We start from the raw sequence: 14,786 nt of genomic DNA on the forward strand, positions 1-14,786 counted from the left end.
CCTCGGACCCCCGCCGCGGAGCGACCTCGGACCCTCGCCGTGGGCCCTGGGCCGTGCTGCGGTCGGACGTCGGGTTCTGGCCGTGGCGCCTCGCCCCGCCGCGGAGCGACCTCGACGCCTCCCCGTGGTTCCCCGTGCCGCGCCGCGGAGTGCGCTGCGGACACCGCCCCCGGGCCCGGGGTGGACCGTTCGCGTGGGCCGCCGGGCGGGCGCAGAGTGGTCCCCATGGACAATCGCCTTCTGGACCGGCACGCCGAGGCGCTCGCGCTCTTCACCGACCGGGTGCACGCGGTGCGGCCCGACCAGTGGGAGGCTCCGACGCCCTGCACCGAATGGTCCGTCCGGGACCTGGTGAACCATCTGACCGTGGAGCAGCTCTGGGTGTCGCCCCTGGTCGGCGAGGGCAGGACCATGGCCGACGTCGGCGACGCCTTCGACGGCGACGTACTCGGCGAGCACCCGGCCGTCACCTGGGACTGCGCCGCATCCGCCGCGAAGGCCGCCTTCAACGAGCCGGGTGCACTGGAGCGCGCGGTGGAGCTGTCGTACGGCGAGAGCACGGTGGCCGCCTACTGTGCGCAGATGGTCGCCGACGCCACCGTGCACGCATGGGACCTGTCCCGGGCCATCGGCGCGGACGAGGCGCTTCCCGGCGCGCTCGTCGACTTCACCGAGCGTGAGGTCGCGCCGTACGCCGCGGGCCTGGCGAAGAGCGGGCTGTTCGCCCCTGCCGTGACGCCTCCGGCGGGAGCGGGCGTGCAGATGCAGCTGCTCTGCCTGCTCGGGCGCAACCCGTGATCATGCGGACCCCGTAAAGCGGTGAGATCGAGCAGATCGGGTCGATCGGGCAGGCGGCGCGGATCACGGGAATGGGCTGACCGGAGCGGCGGGCCGGGCCGAACCTCCGTATAAAGGGCACGTGGGCCGGGCAGGGTTCCCGGGCGCGAGCACGGGAGGTGGTCGCATGGAGCGGACGGTTCCGGAAGATCACGGTCCGGTCCGTTACGGCCCGCCCGCACCGGAGCCGGGCCTGCCCGTGCTGCCGGAGCTCGCCGAGGTGCTGGCGGCCGCGGCCGGGCGCACGTCGACCCAGGAGCCGCCCGGCGGAGGGCCGATCCTGCGGGAGGCCGCCGCCGGTTACTGGTGGCGGCGCGGGCTGCGCAGCCGCTCCGAGGACGTCGCGGCCGCGCCGGGCGTGCAGCCCCTGCTGCTCGCCCTCCTGGCCGCGTACGGCGGCGATGTGCTGATGCCGCGGCCGTGCCCCGCCTGGTGGACGCCGCAGGCCCGGCTTCTCGGGCGGCCCGCGTACCACGTGCCCACGCCCGCGGAGTGCGGTGGCGTGCCGGACCCGTACGCGCTGCTGGAGACGGTGCGCAGGGTGCGGGCCGAGGGCGGTGCACCGCATCTGCTGCTGCTCTCCGTCGCCGACGATCCGACCGCCACGGTCGCTCCGCCGGAGCTCGTGCGTGAGGCCTGCGAGGCCGCCGTCGACGAGGGCCTGCACATCGTCAGCGACGAGACCTGGCGGGACACGCTGCACCGGCCGCACGAGCGGGTGCTGCTGAGCCCCGCCGAGATGTGCCCCGACGACGTGACCGTGATCAGCGACCTGTCGGGCTCGCTCGCCCCGGCCGCGTGGCCCGTGGCGGTCGCCCGCTTCCCCGCCACGGACCGAGCGACGGGGAAGCGGGCGAGGGTCCTCGACATCCTCACCGCGCTCGGGGCCTTCGTCGCCGGTCCGGTCGCCGTCGCCGCCGCGCACGCCCTCGGCGAACCCGGGCCCGTCACGGGGCGGGCCGCCCGCGCGGCCGCACTCCACGCCCAGGTCGCGGCGGCGGCCCACCGCGCGGTCCTCACCGCAGGCGCCCTCGCCCGGCCCCCGCAGGCGGGCCGCCATCTCTACGCCGACCTGGGCCCGCTGCGCGCCCGGCTCGCCGCGCGCAGCGTGACCGACTCCATGGAACTCGAGGACTACCTCAGCGCCCGCCTCGGCACCCTGTCGCCCGGCGGCCACCGCTTCGGAGACGAACTCGGCGCTCTGCGCGTCCGCCTGGGCACGGGCCCGCTGCTCGGCACGACGCCGGAGGAGCGACTGGAATCGCTCGCCGCCGAACGACCACTGGAACTGCCCCATGTGGCCCGGGCACTGACCGCCTTCGGATCGGCCTTCGACGAACTCCGCTGACCCACCCGCGAATCGCGAGCGCCACCCGCGCTGAACGGAGCCCCAGATGACGGACCACCCGGAGCCCCGCCCCGCCGACCACCCGCCCGCGGCGGACGACCCGTACGGCCCCGTGCGTCCGGCGCCCGGCGACGGGTGCGCCGCAGGTCAGGGGCGCGTGGACGCCTCCACCCGGCCGGAGCCCGGTTCATCCGCGGTGCGACCCGTCAGGTCGCCCGTCGAGGCGAGTCCTTCGGTAGGTCCGGCGCCGACCGGGGGAGCGGGCACTCACGGGGGAGACGGCCCGGCGGGGGCCGCCGGTGCAGCCGACGCCGCACGCACCGCCGGAGCCCGCTCCACGACCGGACTGCGCCCGCTCGGTTCGGTCCGCCGCTGGCCGCGCTCGTTCGCCGACCGGCTGACCGCGCCGTTGCCCGGGGTGAGGGTCATGGCCAGGCTGGCCAGGGAAGGGGCGCTGCGGCCCGCCTCGGCAGGGCTGGCGGACATCCCCCAACTGCCCTTCGCGCCGGGGCCGCTGCCCGCCGCGGAGCCGGGGACCGTCGCCGTCACCTGGGCAGGGCACGCCAGCTGGGTGGTGGCGATCGGAGGGCTCACCGTGCTCACCGATCCCGTGTGGTCGCGCAGGATCCTCGGCACCCCCGCCCGTCTCACCCCGGTCGGCATCCGCTGGGAGGACCTGCCGCGCGTCGATGCCGTGGTCATCAGCCACAACCACTACGACCACCTCGACGCCCCCACCGTCGCCCGCCTCCCCAGGCGCACCCCGCTGTTCGTCCCGGCCGGGCTCGGACGCTGGTTCCGGCGCCGCCGGTTCACCCGCGTCACCGAGCTCGACTGGTGGGAGGCCGCCGAACTGCCCGCGCCCGGAGGGGGAGCGGTGCGGTTCGACTTCGTACCGGCGCACCACTGGTCCAAGCGCACCCTGACCGACACCTGCCGCTCGCTCTGGGGCGGCTGGATCCTCACCGACCAGCAGGGCCGCCGGGTCTACTTCGCGGGCGACACCGGATACGGCCACTGGTTCAAGGAGATCGGCCGGCGCCACCGGGACATCGACCTGGCGTTGCTGCCGATCGGGGCGTACGCGCCGCGCTGGTGGCTCAGCACCGTGCACACGGACCCGGAGGAGGCCGTGCAGGCCTTCCAGGACCTCGGGGCCCACAACATGGCGCCGATGCACTGGGCGACGTTCGTGCTCTCCGCCGAGCCCGTCCTCGAGCCGCTCGCGAGGCTGCTGGCGGCCTGGGAGCACACCGGCCTCGCGCGCGAGCAGCTCTGGGACCTCCCGGTCGGCGGCTCACGCCTGCTGTCCGTGGCCGACCGGAGCTGTGGCGCGCGCCTGCTCGCCTCCGACTGAAGCAGCCGGCGACTCAGGCCTGCCGGCCGTCCGACGAGCCCGGCCCCGGCCGCCGCAGCCTGCGCCACAGCGCGGGCGCCGCGCTGATCACCACCGTCAGGGCCACCGCCGCCACGACCCCCTGCCACGGTTCGGGGAACAGCGAGCCCCCGAGGATCCCGATGAGCCCGTACGTCGCCGCCCACGCCAGGCACGCCGGCGCATCGCCCCGTGCGAACCGAGCCGTCGGCATCCTGGCCAGCAGGCACGCCAGCATCACCGGAATCCGCCCGGCCGGCACGAGCCGCGACAGCACGAGCACCTGGGTCCCGTGCTCGTCGAGCTTGCGCTGCGCCTGCGCCAGCCGGTCCGGCGTCGCCCTGCCGCGCAAGGCCTCCAGCCACTTCGAACCGTTCTTCGACCCGACCCCGCGCCGCCCGAGCCAGTACAGCGTGATGTCCCCGACGAACGCCGCGAGCGCCGCCACCAGGAAGACGAACAGCACGGCGAACGGTGTCGTCTGATGGAACGCCACCACCGCGGCCGAACTCACCAGCGCCCCCGTCGGCACCACCGGCACCAGCGCACCCAGTGCAACCAGCAAAAACAGCGACGGATAGCCGACGGCCTGCTGCGTGGACTCCGGAGGCACCTGCCCCATGACGTCCTGGAGCGTCACCGGGTGACCTCCGGCCGGACACTCTCGCCGTGCCCCAGCCGGTGCACCGCCACGTTCGGCGCCAGTCGCGCCGCCTTCCGCGCGAACTCGTCGCCCGGCGAGTGGAACTCGTGGGGCCGGATCGCGTCCATCCCGATCGGCCAGTACGTGCCGTAGTGCACCGGCACGGCCGAGCAGGGCGCCAGGGCGGCGAGGGCGCGCGCAGCCCGGTCCGGGTTCAGATGGTGGTGCCCGAGGAACGGCCCCCAGCCGCCCACCGGCAGCAGGGCCACCTCCACCTCGCCGACCGCCTCCGCCATGCCGTCGAACAGTCCGGTGTCCCCGGCGAAGTACGTCCGCGCCGCACCGCGGATCACATAGCCGAGGGCCGGGGAGCGGTGCGGCCCCACCGGCAGCCGCCGCCCGTCGTGCAGCGCGGGAACGGCCCGTACGAACAGGCCCTCCACCGCCACCTCGTCCCCCGCCGCCACCTCGGTGATCCGCAGCCCGTCCAGTCGCCTGAGCCCGGGCACCGCGCGCTGCGCTCCGCGCGGCACGATCAGCCGGGTGCCGGGCGCGAGCCGGGCCAGCGACGGCAGATGCAGATGGTCGGAGTGCAGATGCGACACGACGACGGCCTCGGCGACCGCGGCCTCGGGCGGCGGCAGTGCACCGCGGCGCCGCCGCAGGTGCGCGAGCCTGCCCACGAACAGCGGGTCGGTCAGCACCCGGACCCCGGAGTCCTCGACCGTACAGGTGGCGTGACCCCACCAGGTGACCTCCACCGCCACGCACCCGCCTCCTCGCTCCTGCGGGACCCGTGCCCGGCCGGTGCACGAGCCCGGATACGAGAGTAGGCGTTGTGCGGCCGTGCGGTCCTCCCGCAGCGGCCGCGTGGTCCTCCGGCAGCCCTCTGAGTGCGCCTGTTTCGCGCGGTGGCACTCGGAGTAGTGTCGGCGAGGACAGCCGAAGCAGGGGGACGGTCCATGGACGACGTGCGAAGCGGTGCGCGAAGCGACCTACGGGTGGCGGCGATCGCGAGTCTGACCCCGCTCGAGGAGCTCGACAGCGATCCTTTCCTCGTCGACACCCGCACCCAGCACGCCATGTGCGCACGCTGGGCCGCGGACAAGGGGTACGTCGTCACCCGGGAACTGCTGTTCTACGGGCTGCGCCCCGACCACTGCGCGCTCTGGGCCGACGTCGACGCCGGCCTCGTCGATCTCTTCGTCGCCCCCAACGAGCGGGTGCTCGCCCGCGCGCTCACCTCCCGGCGGGACTTCTCCGCCGAGTGCGAGCGGCGCGGCATACGGCTCGAGACCGCGGGACTCGACGAGCCGTCCTACGACGCCGCCATGAAGGCGAGCGTGCACCGCAGGCTCTCGATGCCGACGGCCGGATACGACGGCTGCTGAGAGGGGCCGCATCCCGGTCCACGGGCGGGAAGAGGACCGTGTCCGGCTTTGTGTCACGCTGGACTTCGAGGGAATCCTGCAGGCGAGAGGCAGTGACCTGGCGTGGGCGAGCGGCGATGGCGGACGGCCGGCGGCGCCCTGTTGCGAGTGATCGTGGTGTGGGCCGTGTCCACGCTCACGATGCTGGCGCTCGCGGGGATCCTCCCCGACTTCGAGCTCCAGTCGTCCGACGGGGAGAGCGTCACCCGGACGGCCCTCACCGCGGCGTGGGGCGCGGGTGCGTTCGGCCTGCTGACCGTCCTCGTGTGGCCCGTGATCGTCCGCGCGCTCCTGCTCGTGCCGGCCCTGGTCCTCGGGCTGCTGGTGTTCTTCCTCAACGGCTCGCTGCTTCTGCTCGCCCTGCGGCTGATCCCCGCCGGCGGCGGCGCGGCCGCCCCGGAGACCGCGGTCGTGGTCGCCGCCGTGATGTCGGCCGTCGCCTCCGCCACCTCCACCGCGCTCGCCGTACGCGACGACAACGCATACCGCCGCCGTCTCTCCCGCCTCGCCGACCGGCGCCGTCGCAGACGCGGCGAGCGCATCGCGGGCAGCGCCCCGCCCGGCACGGTGTTCCTGCAGCTCGACGGCGTCGGGCACGCCGTGCTCCTCCAGGCGGTCGCGGACGGGCTGATGCCGACCGTGGCGGGCTGGCTCGACACGTCGCACCGGCTGACCCGCTGGCGCACCGACTGGTCGAGCCAGACCGGCGCCAGCCAGCTCGGCATCCTGCACGGCTCGAACCACGACGTCCCCGGTTTCCGCTGGTACGAGAAGGACACCGGCCGGATCATGGTCAGCAACCGTCCGGCGAGCGCGGCCGAACTCCAGCGCCGGGCCGTCGCCCGCACGCGCGACGCCGGACTGCTGAGCCTCGACGGGGCCAGCCGCGGCAACCTGTTCAGCGGCGGCGCCGACCAGCTGGCGCTCGTGCTCTCGGTGGCCGCCCGGCGCGGCCGCGCCAACCGCTCCCGGGCCGGATACTTCGCGTACTTCTCCGACCCGGCCAATGCCGTCCGCACCGCGCTCTCCTTCGTCGCGGAAGTCGTCCGCGAGATCGGCCAGTCGATCCGCTCCCGGCTGCGGGGCGACGAGCCGCGCGTCGGCCGCGGCGGCCTCTACCCGTTCATCCGGGCCTTCGCGACGGTCGTCGAACGGGACGTGGTGGTCGCCGCGGTGATCGGGGACATGCTCGTCGGCCGCACGGCCGTGTACGCGGACCTCGTCGCGTACGACGAGGTCGCCCACCACTCGGGACCGCACAGCCGGGACGCGGCGAAGGTGCTGGAGCGGATCGACCGCGCCGTCGCGTTGATCGCCAAGGTCGCGGAGCATGCGCCGCGCACGTACCGGATCGTGCTGCTCTCCGACCACGGCCAGAGTCCCGGCGAGACCTTCGAGGGTGTGTACGGGCTGACGCTGAAGGATCTGGTGCGGGCCGGCTGCGGGCTGCCGGTGTCGCGCCGCGCCGGGCGCACCAGGAGCGGCGCGGAGGCCCGTGACGCCGTCCGTGACGCACTGCGCAGCGCCCTGCACCGGCCGGTCGGCGAGGAGGACGCCGCGGAACGGCCGACGGGCGGCACCGACCCGGTCGTCCTCGCCTCGGGCAACCTGGGCCTGATCTCCTTCCCGGGCCTGCCGGGGCGGCTCAGCCGGGAGCAGATGGACCGCCACCACCCGGCGCTGCTGCGCACCCTCGCCAACCATCCGGGCATCGGCTTCCTGCTGGTGCGCAGCGAGCGGCACGGCTCCGTCGTGCTCGGCAGGGACGGGGCGGAGCTGCCGGTGGACACGCTCGACGGCTCGGGGCCGCTGGCCGTGTTCGGGCCGGGGGCGGCGGACGCCGTCCGGCGCACCGACTCCTTCCCGCATGTCGCGGACATCATGGTCAACTCGATGTACGACCCCGACAGCGGCCGGGTGCACGCCTTCGAGGAGCAGATCGGCTCGCACGGGGGGCTCGGCGGCGAGCAGTCCCATCCGTTTCTGCTGTGGCCGCGCGAGTTCTCCGATCCGGTAGCCGACGGCGGTGAGCCGACGGGCGCGGAACAGGTGCACGAGGTGCTGCGGCGCTGGCTCGACGAGTCCCTGAGGGATGGGCACGGCCCGCAGGTGCCGCTCGGCCGTGTGGAGGATCCACGGCAGGTGGCCGGTGCGGAAGAGGCATTTCCGGTGACCGGCGGGGCCGTACCGGACAAAAATGAGTGATTCTGTGCAGCCTGCACAGATCCACTACCTGGCCTCGGGGCAGTCGCACCGCGTCAGCCGCGCCCGGCTCGTGCGCGACGGCGTGCTCGCGACGGTCGCCGCCGCCTTCTCGGTGCGGCTGGTCGCGGGCTCGGGCTACGCGGCGGTCTACCAGGGCGTGCTGTTCCTCTTCGCCGGCGTCCTCATGTACGCGTGGATGTCGGCGCGCAACCACAGGGCGGCCACCCGGGCGACGCATTCGGCACAACGGGTGCAGCGGGTGTAGGCCGCACGAGCGGATCCGGGCCCGAGGCGGGCGGGTCGGGGCCGGTTCGCGGGCACATGTGGCATGTGCAGGAGGTGCGCACCCGTGAACCGTTCCGCGCGCTGTGCAGTCGTTCGTGCCGTGCTGGTCGCTCTGCTTGCCCTCATCGCGCTGTGGAGTACGCAGGCGGGTGCGGCAGTCGTGACGCCGCAGGGCGCCGACGCCAGGCCGCCGGCCTCCTCCTTCCCGGTCGATCCGGCCGGGGAGGGCCATCAGGACACCACCGGGACGGAACAGCCCGACCCGCCCTGCCGCGCCGAGCGGCGCGGCACGCAGGCCCCCCGTGACCGCCAGGCTCCCGTGGCCCTGCCTCGCCCGAACCTCCGCGGCGCCGCCGTACCCGTGACGCCGCCGGCACCGCACCCGACGAGATCCGTGGTCCTGCGCTGCTGAGGGAGCCGCACGGGTGGCCGGCCGGCTCCTGCCGTGCGGCCCCCGTTCACGACGGCCCACCCCCCAACACGCGCAAGGAGCACAGCCATGCCCATCGACCCGTTCGCCGCCCTGAACGCCATGATCCGCGCCGAGGCCGCCCGCACGGACCCGCCGCCCGAGGCCCACGCATCGTCCAAGGCCGCCGCACCGGAACCTGAACGTGAACCGGTGAAGCGCGGCGGCGGACACCATCCCGGCTCCGAGGGCGACAGGACCCGCTGACTCCCGCAGGCAGCGAACGTCACCGCACCGCACTTCATCTCACCCGCGTCCGACTCACCGCACCCGCTCCGGCTCGCCCCGGCGGGTGCGGCGGCCACTCGAACCACCGTGTCCCTGTGAGATCTCCCTTCGATGCCGCACTGAACGGCCTCGCGGTCAACCCGGCGGCACCGGCCTCGGTCCTCGTGCGTCTGCTGAGCCTTGACGACCATTCGATCGTCTTCTGGGTCACCCGGCGGAAGGACCTGCCCGACGACGTCGTCGATGCGATCCTGACGCACCCCGAGGACGCTGGCTCCGCTCATGGCTCGCCTGATTCGCCGGACAGACTCCGGTCGGAGGTGAACAGCGGGCGCGGTGAGGGTTCGCTCGTTTCGTCCCACGCGCGGCGCTCGGCGTCATCGAGCCAGTTCAGGTACCACTCCGCGAACGAAACGGGTCCCGTGGTGCCGCGCCGTCCGACCGGCACCACGCCCTCGCCGACAGCCCGTACGTCGTCCCACATGGTGCCGCGCTGGGGGCCGGTGACCACCAGGAGCGAGTAGTACGCGCAGCCCTGGGAGCTGATGCAGAGGGTGCCCTCGGTCAGCGCGTCGTACAGCTCCTCGTGGCGGGCCTCCCAGGGGGTGTACGCGGCGGCGAAGGCATCGTCGTCCGGGTAGTCGGCCCGTTGGGGCTCCGCGCACTCGTGCGTGTCGAGCTCGGCCGTGAGCCCGGGGTCGAAGGGCAGCGTGCAGCGGCCGGTGGCCGGCAGGGCGCCGGGCCCGGACGGCTTCATCGGGAAGAGCCCGTAGTCCGGGCCCGCGCCACCGGCCCCCACCTCCAGGAGGAACGTGTGGTACTCCTCGGGCAGTTCGGTCGCGAGCCGTCGCTCCACCGCTCGCAGCTGTTCCTCGGTCAGGACGGGCAGCAGTTGGAATTTGTGGCCGTGGCCGTGGAAGTCGGCCCCGAACACCCCCCTCCAGCGTGGCGCCTTCTGCAGCGCGAGCACGCGGTCCCGCACCCCAGCCCAGGTCCCGCCCATCGCTCCACCTCCCAAACAAGCTGTCGGAGTTGCGGACCAGGATCTCAAGCCCGGGACCGCGTGACGGGAGCACGTCATGCACCGCCGGATCCCATGGTAAGAAATGTGCTCCAGGCCGAGAGGCGTCGGTCGTTGAGGACGCGTGCGTGCCCGCGGACGAGACGGACAAGTCTGCGCGCAGTGATGGAGGGGCGACATGACGGCAACACAGGACGGTGCGCCGGACGGACAGTCAGGGCGAGGCGGGTCGGGTGGTCAGTACGTACCCGGGTGCCTTCCCCTGCTGATAGGGCTCGGAACTCTGATCTTCGCAGTCGCATCCTTCATCTTGAACCTGGGCTTCGACCCGAACGCGGCGCCGGACTGCGGCGGCGTGGCGATGACTCCTGGCGACAGGTGTGACGACTACAGCGGAAACGGCGGCGGCGGGAGCTACGCGGAGATGCAGGAGAAGGCGATCGAGACGCACGAGGACAGAATCCGCAACTACAGCATCGCTTTCCCTCTGGCCTTGCTGTGCTTCGCCCGCACTCTGTACGTCTGGTTCAGGCCGGCCCGGGGCCGTCAGCCGGACGGGACTGCTGCCTGACCGATCGCCCACCTCTACGGTGGTCGATACGGCGGCCAGGACTTCGGCGGGAGGACGGGCTTGTCGTCACTGACGAATTCCGGGCGCCGGGGGCGACGAGATCCCGAGTGCGGTCGTCGGCAATTCGGCCGCCCCGGAATCGTGGTCTCGCCCGGTCAGCCGTGCAGCCACCCGGTTCCCACGGAGATCCGGGCTTCGACCGAGCGCATGAGTTCGCGCCTTTGGCTCCCCGACTGGCGCCCTCCCTCGGCGGAATCTCTGCGCATGGCCGCCGTGACCTGCACAGAGACTCCGTCGCCGCCATTACCCCACGGGTAATCGACCCCTCCACCGAACCCCGGCATCGTGATGGTCACCGGGGCCCGGGCGGCGCACTTCGTCCGGGTTCCGGGTCACCGACCAGTGCGTACGAACTCGATGGAGGCTGATCCGCCATGTCCCAGGCCCTGCTCGCCGGACTCTCCCGCACCACCGAGCCGCGGACGGCTCTCCGTCGCTTCCTCGCCCTCGACGCCGTCGTCACGGCCGCCAACGGGCTGGCCTATCTCGCGGCGTCCGGGCCGCTCGGGCGGCTGCTCGGCGTCGATGCGACGCTGCTGCTCGCACTGGGTGTGTTTCTCGCGCTGTTCGCGGTGGGCGTCGGGCTCCTCGCCGCCCGGCCGCAGCCGCCCGCCGGGCCCGTGAAGCTCGTGGTCGACGCCAACGCGGCCTGGGTCGTGCTCAGTGTCGTGGCGCTGGTGGCGTGGTTGGAGCCCAGCGCCGCGGGGGCGCTGTGGATCGTGATGCAGGCGATGACCGTCGCGGGGTTCGCGGGGCTTCAGTGGTTCGCGCTGCAGGCGCTCACTCCGCACCCCGCTCCGTGACGCGAGCCATGAGGACGGTGTCCGTCCCGCACCGGGCCCTCGGGCCCGGTGGCCGGCGGGGACCGGCGCTTCCAGCCGGCCCGCGCACCCCGCACCCCGCGCCCGCCGGTACGGACGTTCAAGGCGTCAGTGACTGAAGGTACTTCACCGTCGCCGGGTCGGCCGGGAGGAACGTCTCGATGGCCAGCTCGGCGACCGTGATGTCCAGCGGCGTGTTGAAGGTGGAGATCGACGACAGGAACGACAGGACCACGCCGTGGTGTTCGATCCGCAGCGGCAGCGCGAAGTACGGGTAGGGCGCCGCGTCCCCCTCGCGCTCCGCCGTGTCCTCGCCCGGCTCCCGTACGGGATACCCGGCGACCTCCTCGTACAGCCGGCGCAGCGAATCGGAGCGGGCCAGGGCCATCTGACGCTCCATCTGGGTCAGCAGATGCCCGCGCCACTCGCGCAGATTGCGGATCCGCGGGGCGAGGCCCTCCGGGTGCAGGGTGATCCGCATCGCGTTCAGCGGGGGAGTGAGCAGATGCTCCGGGAGGTCTTCCAGGAGCATGGCGATCCCCCGGTTCGCCGCCACGACCGTGTATGTCCCGTCGACGACGAGCGCCGGATACGGCTCGTACCCGTGCAGCAGCCGCTCCATGCCCGCGCGCAGGGCCTCCAGTGCCGGATCGTCCAGGGACGTCTCCGCGTACCGCGGCGCGTAGCCGGCCGCCAGCAGCAGCGCGTTGCGCTCGCGGACCGGGACGTCCAGATGCTCGGCGAGCTTGAGGATCATCTCCTCGCTCGGCCGGGACCGCCCCGTCTCGACGAAGCTGATGTGGCGGGCGGAGGAATCCGCGCGCAGGGCCAGCTCCAGCTGAGTCAGCCTGCGCCGCTCCCGCCAGGCACGCAGCAGTGGCCCCACTCCCGTGTCGGGCGAGACAGTTGTCATACGGAAACCGTAACGTCGCCCGCAGACAATCCCGGAGGGAGTCACGCTCATGCCCACAGAGCCGCTGTCGCAGAAGGAGATCGAGGACAGGCTGCGCGAGCTGCCCGGCTGGTCCCAGGAGGGCGACCGCATCGCCCGTACGTACCGGCTCGGCAACCACTTCGCGGCGACCGCGCTCGTCGTGCACGTCGCGCAGATCCAGGACGAGCTGAAACACCACTCCGATCTGACCCTCGGCTACAACACGGTCAACCTCACCGTGAACACGCACGACGCGGGCGGCGCGATCACCGACCGCGACTTCGAGCTCGCGCGCCGCGTCGAGACGGTCGCCCCGAACCACGGCGCGAGCTGACCGTGCTGCACGACGACGAGACCACCCGCGAAACGGCGGGGGCGGCCGGCGCCGGCCGGGACACCCTGCTCGACTACGACGTGGAGGCCGCGGTCTACGACGCGACGCGCGGCGGTGTGCCCCGCGCCACGGCGGCCGCCGCGGCGGTGCTCTCCCTCGTGCCGGGGGCCGCCCGCTCGCTCCTCGACATCGGCTGCGGCACGGGGCTCGTCACCGAGCGCCTCGCCAGGACCGGGCTGCGCGTGTTCGGTGCCGACTCCGCCCACGGCATGGCCAGGATCGCCGCCACGCGCATCGGAACCGTCGTCCTCGCCGACGTCCGGCGGCTCCCGATGCCAGGCGCCTCGGTGGACGCGGTGAGCGCCGTGTGGCTGCTGCATCTCGTAGGGGACGCACGGGCGATCGTCGCCGAGGCGGCCCGGGTGCTGCGCCCCGGCGGGGTGTTCGTGACCACCGTCGACAAGGACGCCGGGCACGACGTGGGCAGCGACATCGACGCCGTCCTCGCGCCGTACCGCTCGACCGAGGCGCACGACCGCGCCGACCGCATCGAGGCGTTCGCCGCGGCCCACGGCCTGCACCCGGCGGGGGAGACACACTTCACCGGGCACGGCCAGGGCCGCTCACCGCGCCGCGTCGCCCAGGCGTTGCTCCGTGGCGAGTACGCGTCCCGGCTCACGGCACGCGGCGTGATCGCCGAGAAGCTCGCCGCGGAGCTGCGCGCCCTGCCCGACCCTGACGAGCCGCGGCCCGAACCGCGCTACCGGCTCCTCGCCCTGCGCAGGCCCACACCGGGCCGCTGACGGGGCCTCACCCGGACTCCGGTGGCCGCTCGTCCGGAGGCTCGCATGCTCCGTCGCCCTCCCACCGGCGCGCCGTTCGGCCGAGGCCGGGCCCGGCCAGTGACGTCCTGACCCGACCGGTGACGTCCTGACCGGGCGCCGTGTGCGCCGGGCGGAGCGCCGCGGGCGTCAGCCCGACCAGACGCGTGCGTCTACGCCGGTCCCCTACACTCGGCACCATGGACGCACTCGCGGGCCTGCTCGACGGACCCAGGGCCAGAGGAGCCTTCCTGCTCCGTACGGTGATGGATCCGCCCTGGTCCGTACGGTCGAGGACCACGCCCCGCTCTGTCTGATGTGCGTCACGCACGGCGAGGCGTGGATCGTCCCCGACACCGGTGCGCCGGTCCTTGAGCGCCGCGTTCAAGCGCGTACGCGGCATCAGCCCGCAGGAACACCGCACCGCCGCGGCCGCTTTACCGGAACCGCAACACGGCTCGCCATGACGGCACCCCGGCGCGCACCCTGACGTCATGAGCCATCACCACGACGACACTCACGGCACGGACACCACCCACATGGACTGGGACGAGCTCACTCCGCTCCTGGAACGCGGCGCCGAGCTGCAGCAACCGCTCTACGCGCAGGCCGCCGCCTGGATCGGCGAGCAGCTGCCAGCCGCCGCCGTGCGCCGCGTCCTCGACATCGGCAGCGGACCGGGGGTGATCACCTGCCTGCTCGCCGAGGCGTTCCCGCACGCGGAGGTGGTCGCCGTGGACTCCACCCCCGCACTCCTCGACCGCGCCATGGCCCGGGCCGAGCGCAGAGGGCTCGGCGATCGCGTAAGCACGCACGCCGCCGAAATGCCCCACGGAATCGACGACTTGGGCGAAGCCGACCTGATCTGGGCGGGCAACTCGGTGCACCACCTGGGGGACCAGCGCGCCGCCCTCACCGGCCTCGCCCGACGCCTGCGCCCCGGCGGGCTGCTCGCCGTCGTCGAAGGCGGACTGCAGCCGCGCCACCTGCCCCGTGACATCGGCATCGGCCGCCCCGGCCTCGAGAGCCGGATCGACGCGGCGAGCGGCGACTGGTTCGAGGAGATGCGCGGCGCACTGCCGGACACCAAGGCGCAGGTCGAGGACTGGCGCGCGCTACTGGCCGCGGCGGGCCTCGCGCCCAGCGCCACGCGCTCCTTCCTCCTCGACATCCCGGCGCCGGTCACCGTCGCCGTACGCGAGCAGCTGATCTCCGCGTTCACCTGGCAGCGCAAGGCGCTGGCCGGGCGGCTGTCCGACGACGACACCGCCGTGCTGGACCGGCTCCTGGACCCGGACGACGACGAGGGGTTCATGCGCCGCCCGGACTGCTTCCTGCTGGCGGCCCGCACGGTGCACACGGCTCGCCGCGGCTGAGCCGACAGCCCCCGTGCGGGCGGTCCGC

At 73.7% G+C, this 14,786-nt stretch carries 16 protein-coding genes and 2 pseudogenes; 14 read left to right on the plus strand and 4 right to left on the minus strand.

The features are described from left to right. The first annotated feature begins 225 nt into the window (after nucleotides 1–225). From ACWCP0_RS32060 to ACWCP0_RS32070, 3 genes are all read left to right on the plus strand, one after another. Complete coding sequence (locus ACWCP0_RS32060; RefSeq protein WP_451082261.1) at nucleotides 226–798, plus strand: TIGR03086 family metal-binding protein; 573 nt, start codon at nucleotides 226–228, stop codon at nucleotides 796–798. Nucleotides 799–964: 166 nt separating this feature from the next. Then, on the plus strand, nucleotides 965–2,185 hold the full coding sequence (locus ACWCP0_RS32065; protein WP_451082262.1) for an aminotransferase class I/II-fold pyridoxal phosphate-dependent enzyme: 1,221 nt from the start codon (nucleotides 965–967) through the stop codon (nucleotides 2,183–2,185). A gap of 46 nt (nucleotides 2,186–2,231) precedes the next feature. Continuing rightward, nucleotides 2,232–3,542, plus strand: a complete 1,311-nt coding sequence (locus ACWCP0_RS32070) for an MBL fold metallo-hydrolase (RefSeq protein ID WP_451082263.1) — start codon at nucleotides 2,232–2,234, stop codon at nucleotides 3,540–3,542. Between the two features lie 13 nt (nucleotides 3,543–3,555). Here the strand turns inward: ACWCP0_RS32070 and ACWCP0_RS32075 are convergent, their stop codons facing one another. Continuing rightward, on the minus strand, nucleotides 3,556–4,182 hold the full coding sequence (locus tag ACWCP0_RS32075) for a DedA family protein (protein WP_451082295.1): 627 nt from the start codon (nucleotides 4,180–4,182) through the stop codon (nucleotides 3,556–3,558). Between the two features lie 14 nt (nucleotides 4,183–4,196). Then, nucleotides 4,197–4,970, minus strand: a complete 774-nt coding sequence (locus ACWCP0_RS32080; RefSeq protein WP_451082264.1) for an MBL fold metallo-hydrolase — start codon at nucleotides 4,968–4,970, stop codon at nucleotides 4,197–4,199. A gap of 195 nt (nucleotides 4,971–5,165) precedes the next feature. Between ACWCP0_RS32080 and ACWCP0_RS32085 the strand changes: the two genes are divergently transcribed. From ACWCP0_RS32085 to ACWCP0_RS32105, 5 genes and pseudogenes are all read left to right on the plus strand, one after another. Then, nucleotides 5,166–5,594 (plus strand): hypothetical protein, encoded by a 429-nt coding sequence (locus ACWCP0_RS32085; RefSeq protein ID WP_451082265.1) that lies wholly within the window; start codon nucleotides 5,166–5,168, stop codon nucleotides 5,592–5,594. Nucleotides 5,595–5,696: 102 nt separating this feature from the next. Beyond that, the gene (locus tag ACWCP0_RS32090) at nucleotides 5,697–7,838 is read left to right on the plus strand and encodes an alkaline phosphatase family protein (protein ID WP_451082266.1); all 2,142 of its coding nucleotides are present in this window, start codon (nucleotides 5,697–5,699) and stop codon (nucleotides 7,836–7,838) included. Nucleotides 7,839–7,851: 13 nt separating this feature from the next. After that, nucleotides 7,852–8,103 (plus strand): annotated as a pseudogene (locus ACWCP0_RS32095) (amino acid permease); the annotation flags it as partial. Nucleotides 8,104–8,187: 84 nt separating this feature from the next. After that, nucleotides 8,188–8,535 (plus strand): hypothetical protein, encoded by a 348-nt coding sequence (locus ACWCP0_RS32100; RefSeq protein WP_451082267.1) that lies wholly within the window; start codon nucleotides 8,188–8,190, stop codon nucleotides 8,533–8,535. 87 nt (nucleotides 8,536–8,622) lie between these two features. Continuing rightward, complete coding sequence (locus ACWCP0_RS32105) at nucleotides 8,623–8,799, plus strand: hypothetical protein (RefSeq protein WP_351222805.1); 177 nt, start codon at nucleotides 8,623–8,625, stop codon at nucleotides 8,797–8,799. A 301-nt stretch (nucleotides 8,800–9,100) separates the two neighbouring features. Here ACWCP0_RS32105 and ACWCP0_RS32110 read toward each other — a convergent pair whose 3' ends face one another. Next, the gene (locus tag ACWCP0_RS32110) at nucleotides 9,101–9,823 is read right to left on the minus strand and encodes an SMI1/KNR4 family protein (protein ID WP_451082268.1); all 723 of its coding nucleotides are present in this window, start codon (nucleotides 9,821–9,823) and stop codon (nucleotides 9,101–9,103) included. Nucleotides 9,824–10,019: 196 nt separating this feature from the next. Here ACWCP0_RS32110 and ACWCP0_RS32115 point away from each other — a divergent pair, with 196 nt between their 5' ends. Both ACWCP0_RS32115 and ACWCP0_RS32120 read left to right on the plus strand, forming a co-directional pair. Further along, nucleotides 10,020–10,412 (plus strand): hypothetical protein, encoded by a 393-nt coding sequence (locus ACWCP0_RS32115; RefSeq protein WP_451082269.1) that lies wholly within the window; start codon nucleotides 10,020–10,022, stop codon nucleotides 10,410–10,412. Between the two features lie 434 nt (nucleotides 10,413–10,846). After that, nucleotides 10,847–11,275 (plus strand): hypothetical protein, encoded by a 429-nt coding sequence (locus tag ACWCP0_RS32120; protein WP_451082270.1) that lies wholly within the window; start codon nucleotides 10,847–10,849, stop codon nucleotides 11,273–11,275. 118 nt (nucleotides 11,276–11,393) lie between these two features. On the opposite strand, the gene ACWCP0_RS32125 is transcribed toward ACWCP0_RS32120, so the two are convergent. Next, the gene (locus ACWCP0_RS32125; protein ID WP_451082271.1) at nucleotides 11,394–12,206 is read right to left on the minus strand and encodes a helix-turn-helix domain-containing protein; all 813 of its coding nucleotides are present in this window, start codon (nucleotides 12,204–12,206) and stop codon (nucleotides 11,394–11,396) included. Between the two features lie 49 nt (nucleotides 12,207–12,255). On the opposite strand from ACWCP0_RS32125, the gene ACWCP0_RS32130 reads away from it, so the two are divergent. From ACWCP0_RS32130 to ACWCP0_RS32145, 4 genes and pseudogenes are all read left to right on the plus strand, one after another. Continuing rightward, nucleotides 12,256–12,561: a 4a-hydroxytetrahydrobiopterin dehydratase gene (locus ACWCP0_RS32130; protein WP_451082272.1), complete on the plus strand. Its 306-nt coding sequence runs from the start codon at nucleotides 12,256–12,258 to the stop codon at nucleotides 12,559–12,561. 65 nt (nucleotides 12,562–12,626) lie between these two features. Then, nucleotides 12,627–13,364 carry a methyltransferase domain-containing protein gene (locus ACWCP0_RS32135; protein ID WP_451082296.1) on the plus strand — a complete coding sequence of 246 codons (738 nt, stop codon included), beginning with the start codon at nucleotides 12,627–12,629 and terminating at the stop codon, nucleotides 13,362–13,364. 218 nt (nucleotides 13,365–13,582) lie between these two features. After that, nucleotides 13,583–13,752: pseudogene (locus ACWCP0_RS32140) on the plus strand (cupin domain-containing protein); the annotation flags it as partial. A gap of 124 nt (nucleotides 13,753–13,876) precedes the next feature. After that, the gene (locus tag ACWCP0_RS32145; RefSeq protein WP_451082273.1) at nucleotides 13,877–14,758 is read left to right on the plus strand and encodes a class I SAM-dependent methyltransferase; all 882 of its coding nucleotides are present in this window, start codon (nucleotides 13,877–13,879) and stop codon (nucleotides 14,756–14,758) included. The last annotated feature ends 28 nt before the right edge of the window (nucleotides 14,759–14,786 follow it).

This window comes from Streptomyces sp. NPDC001970 (assembly GCF_053594115.1).

Excerpts from the sequence above, each read along its gene's own strand:
- ACWCP0_RS32060 (WP_451082261.1), top strand. The coding sequence starts at position 226 with ATGGACAATCGCCTTCTGGACCGGCACGCCGAGGCGCTCGCGCTCTTC.
- ACWCP0_RS32065 (WP_451082262.1), top strand. The coding sequence starts at position 965 with ATGGAGCGGACGGTTCCGGAAGATCACGGTCCGGTCCGTTACGGCCCG.
- ACWCP0_RS32070 (WP_451082263.1), top strand. The coding sequence starts at position 2,232 with ATGACGGACCACCCGGAGCCCCGCCCCGCCGACCACCCGCCCGCGGCG.
- ACWCP0_RS32075 (WP_451082295.1), bottom strand. The coding sequence starts at position 4,182 with ATGGGGCAGGTGCCTCCGGAGTCCACGCAGCAGGCCGTCGGCTATCCG.
- ACWCP0_RS32085 (WP_451082265.1), top strand. The coding sequence starts at position 5,166 with ATGGACGACGTGCGAAGCGGTGCGCGAAGCGACCTACGGGTGGCGGCG.
- ACWCP0_RS32105 (WP_351222805.1), top strand. The coding sequence starts at position 8,623 with ATGCCCATCGACCCGTTCGCCGCCCTGAACGCCATGATCCGCGCCGAG.
- ACWCP0_RS32110 (WP_451082268.1), bottom strand. The coding sequence starts at position 9,823 with ATGGGCGGGACCTGGGCTGGGGTGCGGGACCGCGTGCTCGCGCTGCAG.
- ACWCP0_RS32115 (WP_451082269.1), top strand. The coding sequence starts at position 10,020 with ATGACGGCAACACAGGACGGTGCGCCGGACGGACAGTCAGGGCGAGGC.
- ACWCP0_RS32120 (WP_451082270.1), top strand. The coding sequence starts at position 10,847 with ATGTCCCAGGCCCTGCTCGCCGGACTCTCCCGCACCACCGAGCCGCGG.
- ACWCP0_RS32125 (WP_451082271.1), bottom strand. The coding sequence starts at position 12,206 with ATGACAACTGTCTCGCCCGACACGGGAGTGGGGCCACTGCTGCGTGCC.
- ACWCP0_RS32130 (WP_451082272.1), top strand. The coding sequence starts at position 12,256 with ATGCCCACAGAGCCGCTGTCGCAGAAGGAGATCGAGGACAGGCTGCGC.
- ACWCP0_RS32145 (WP_451082273.1), top strand. The coding sequence starts at position 13,877 with ATGAGCCATCACCACGACGACACTCACGGCACGGACACCACCCACATG.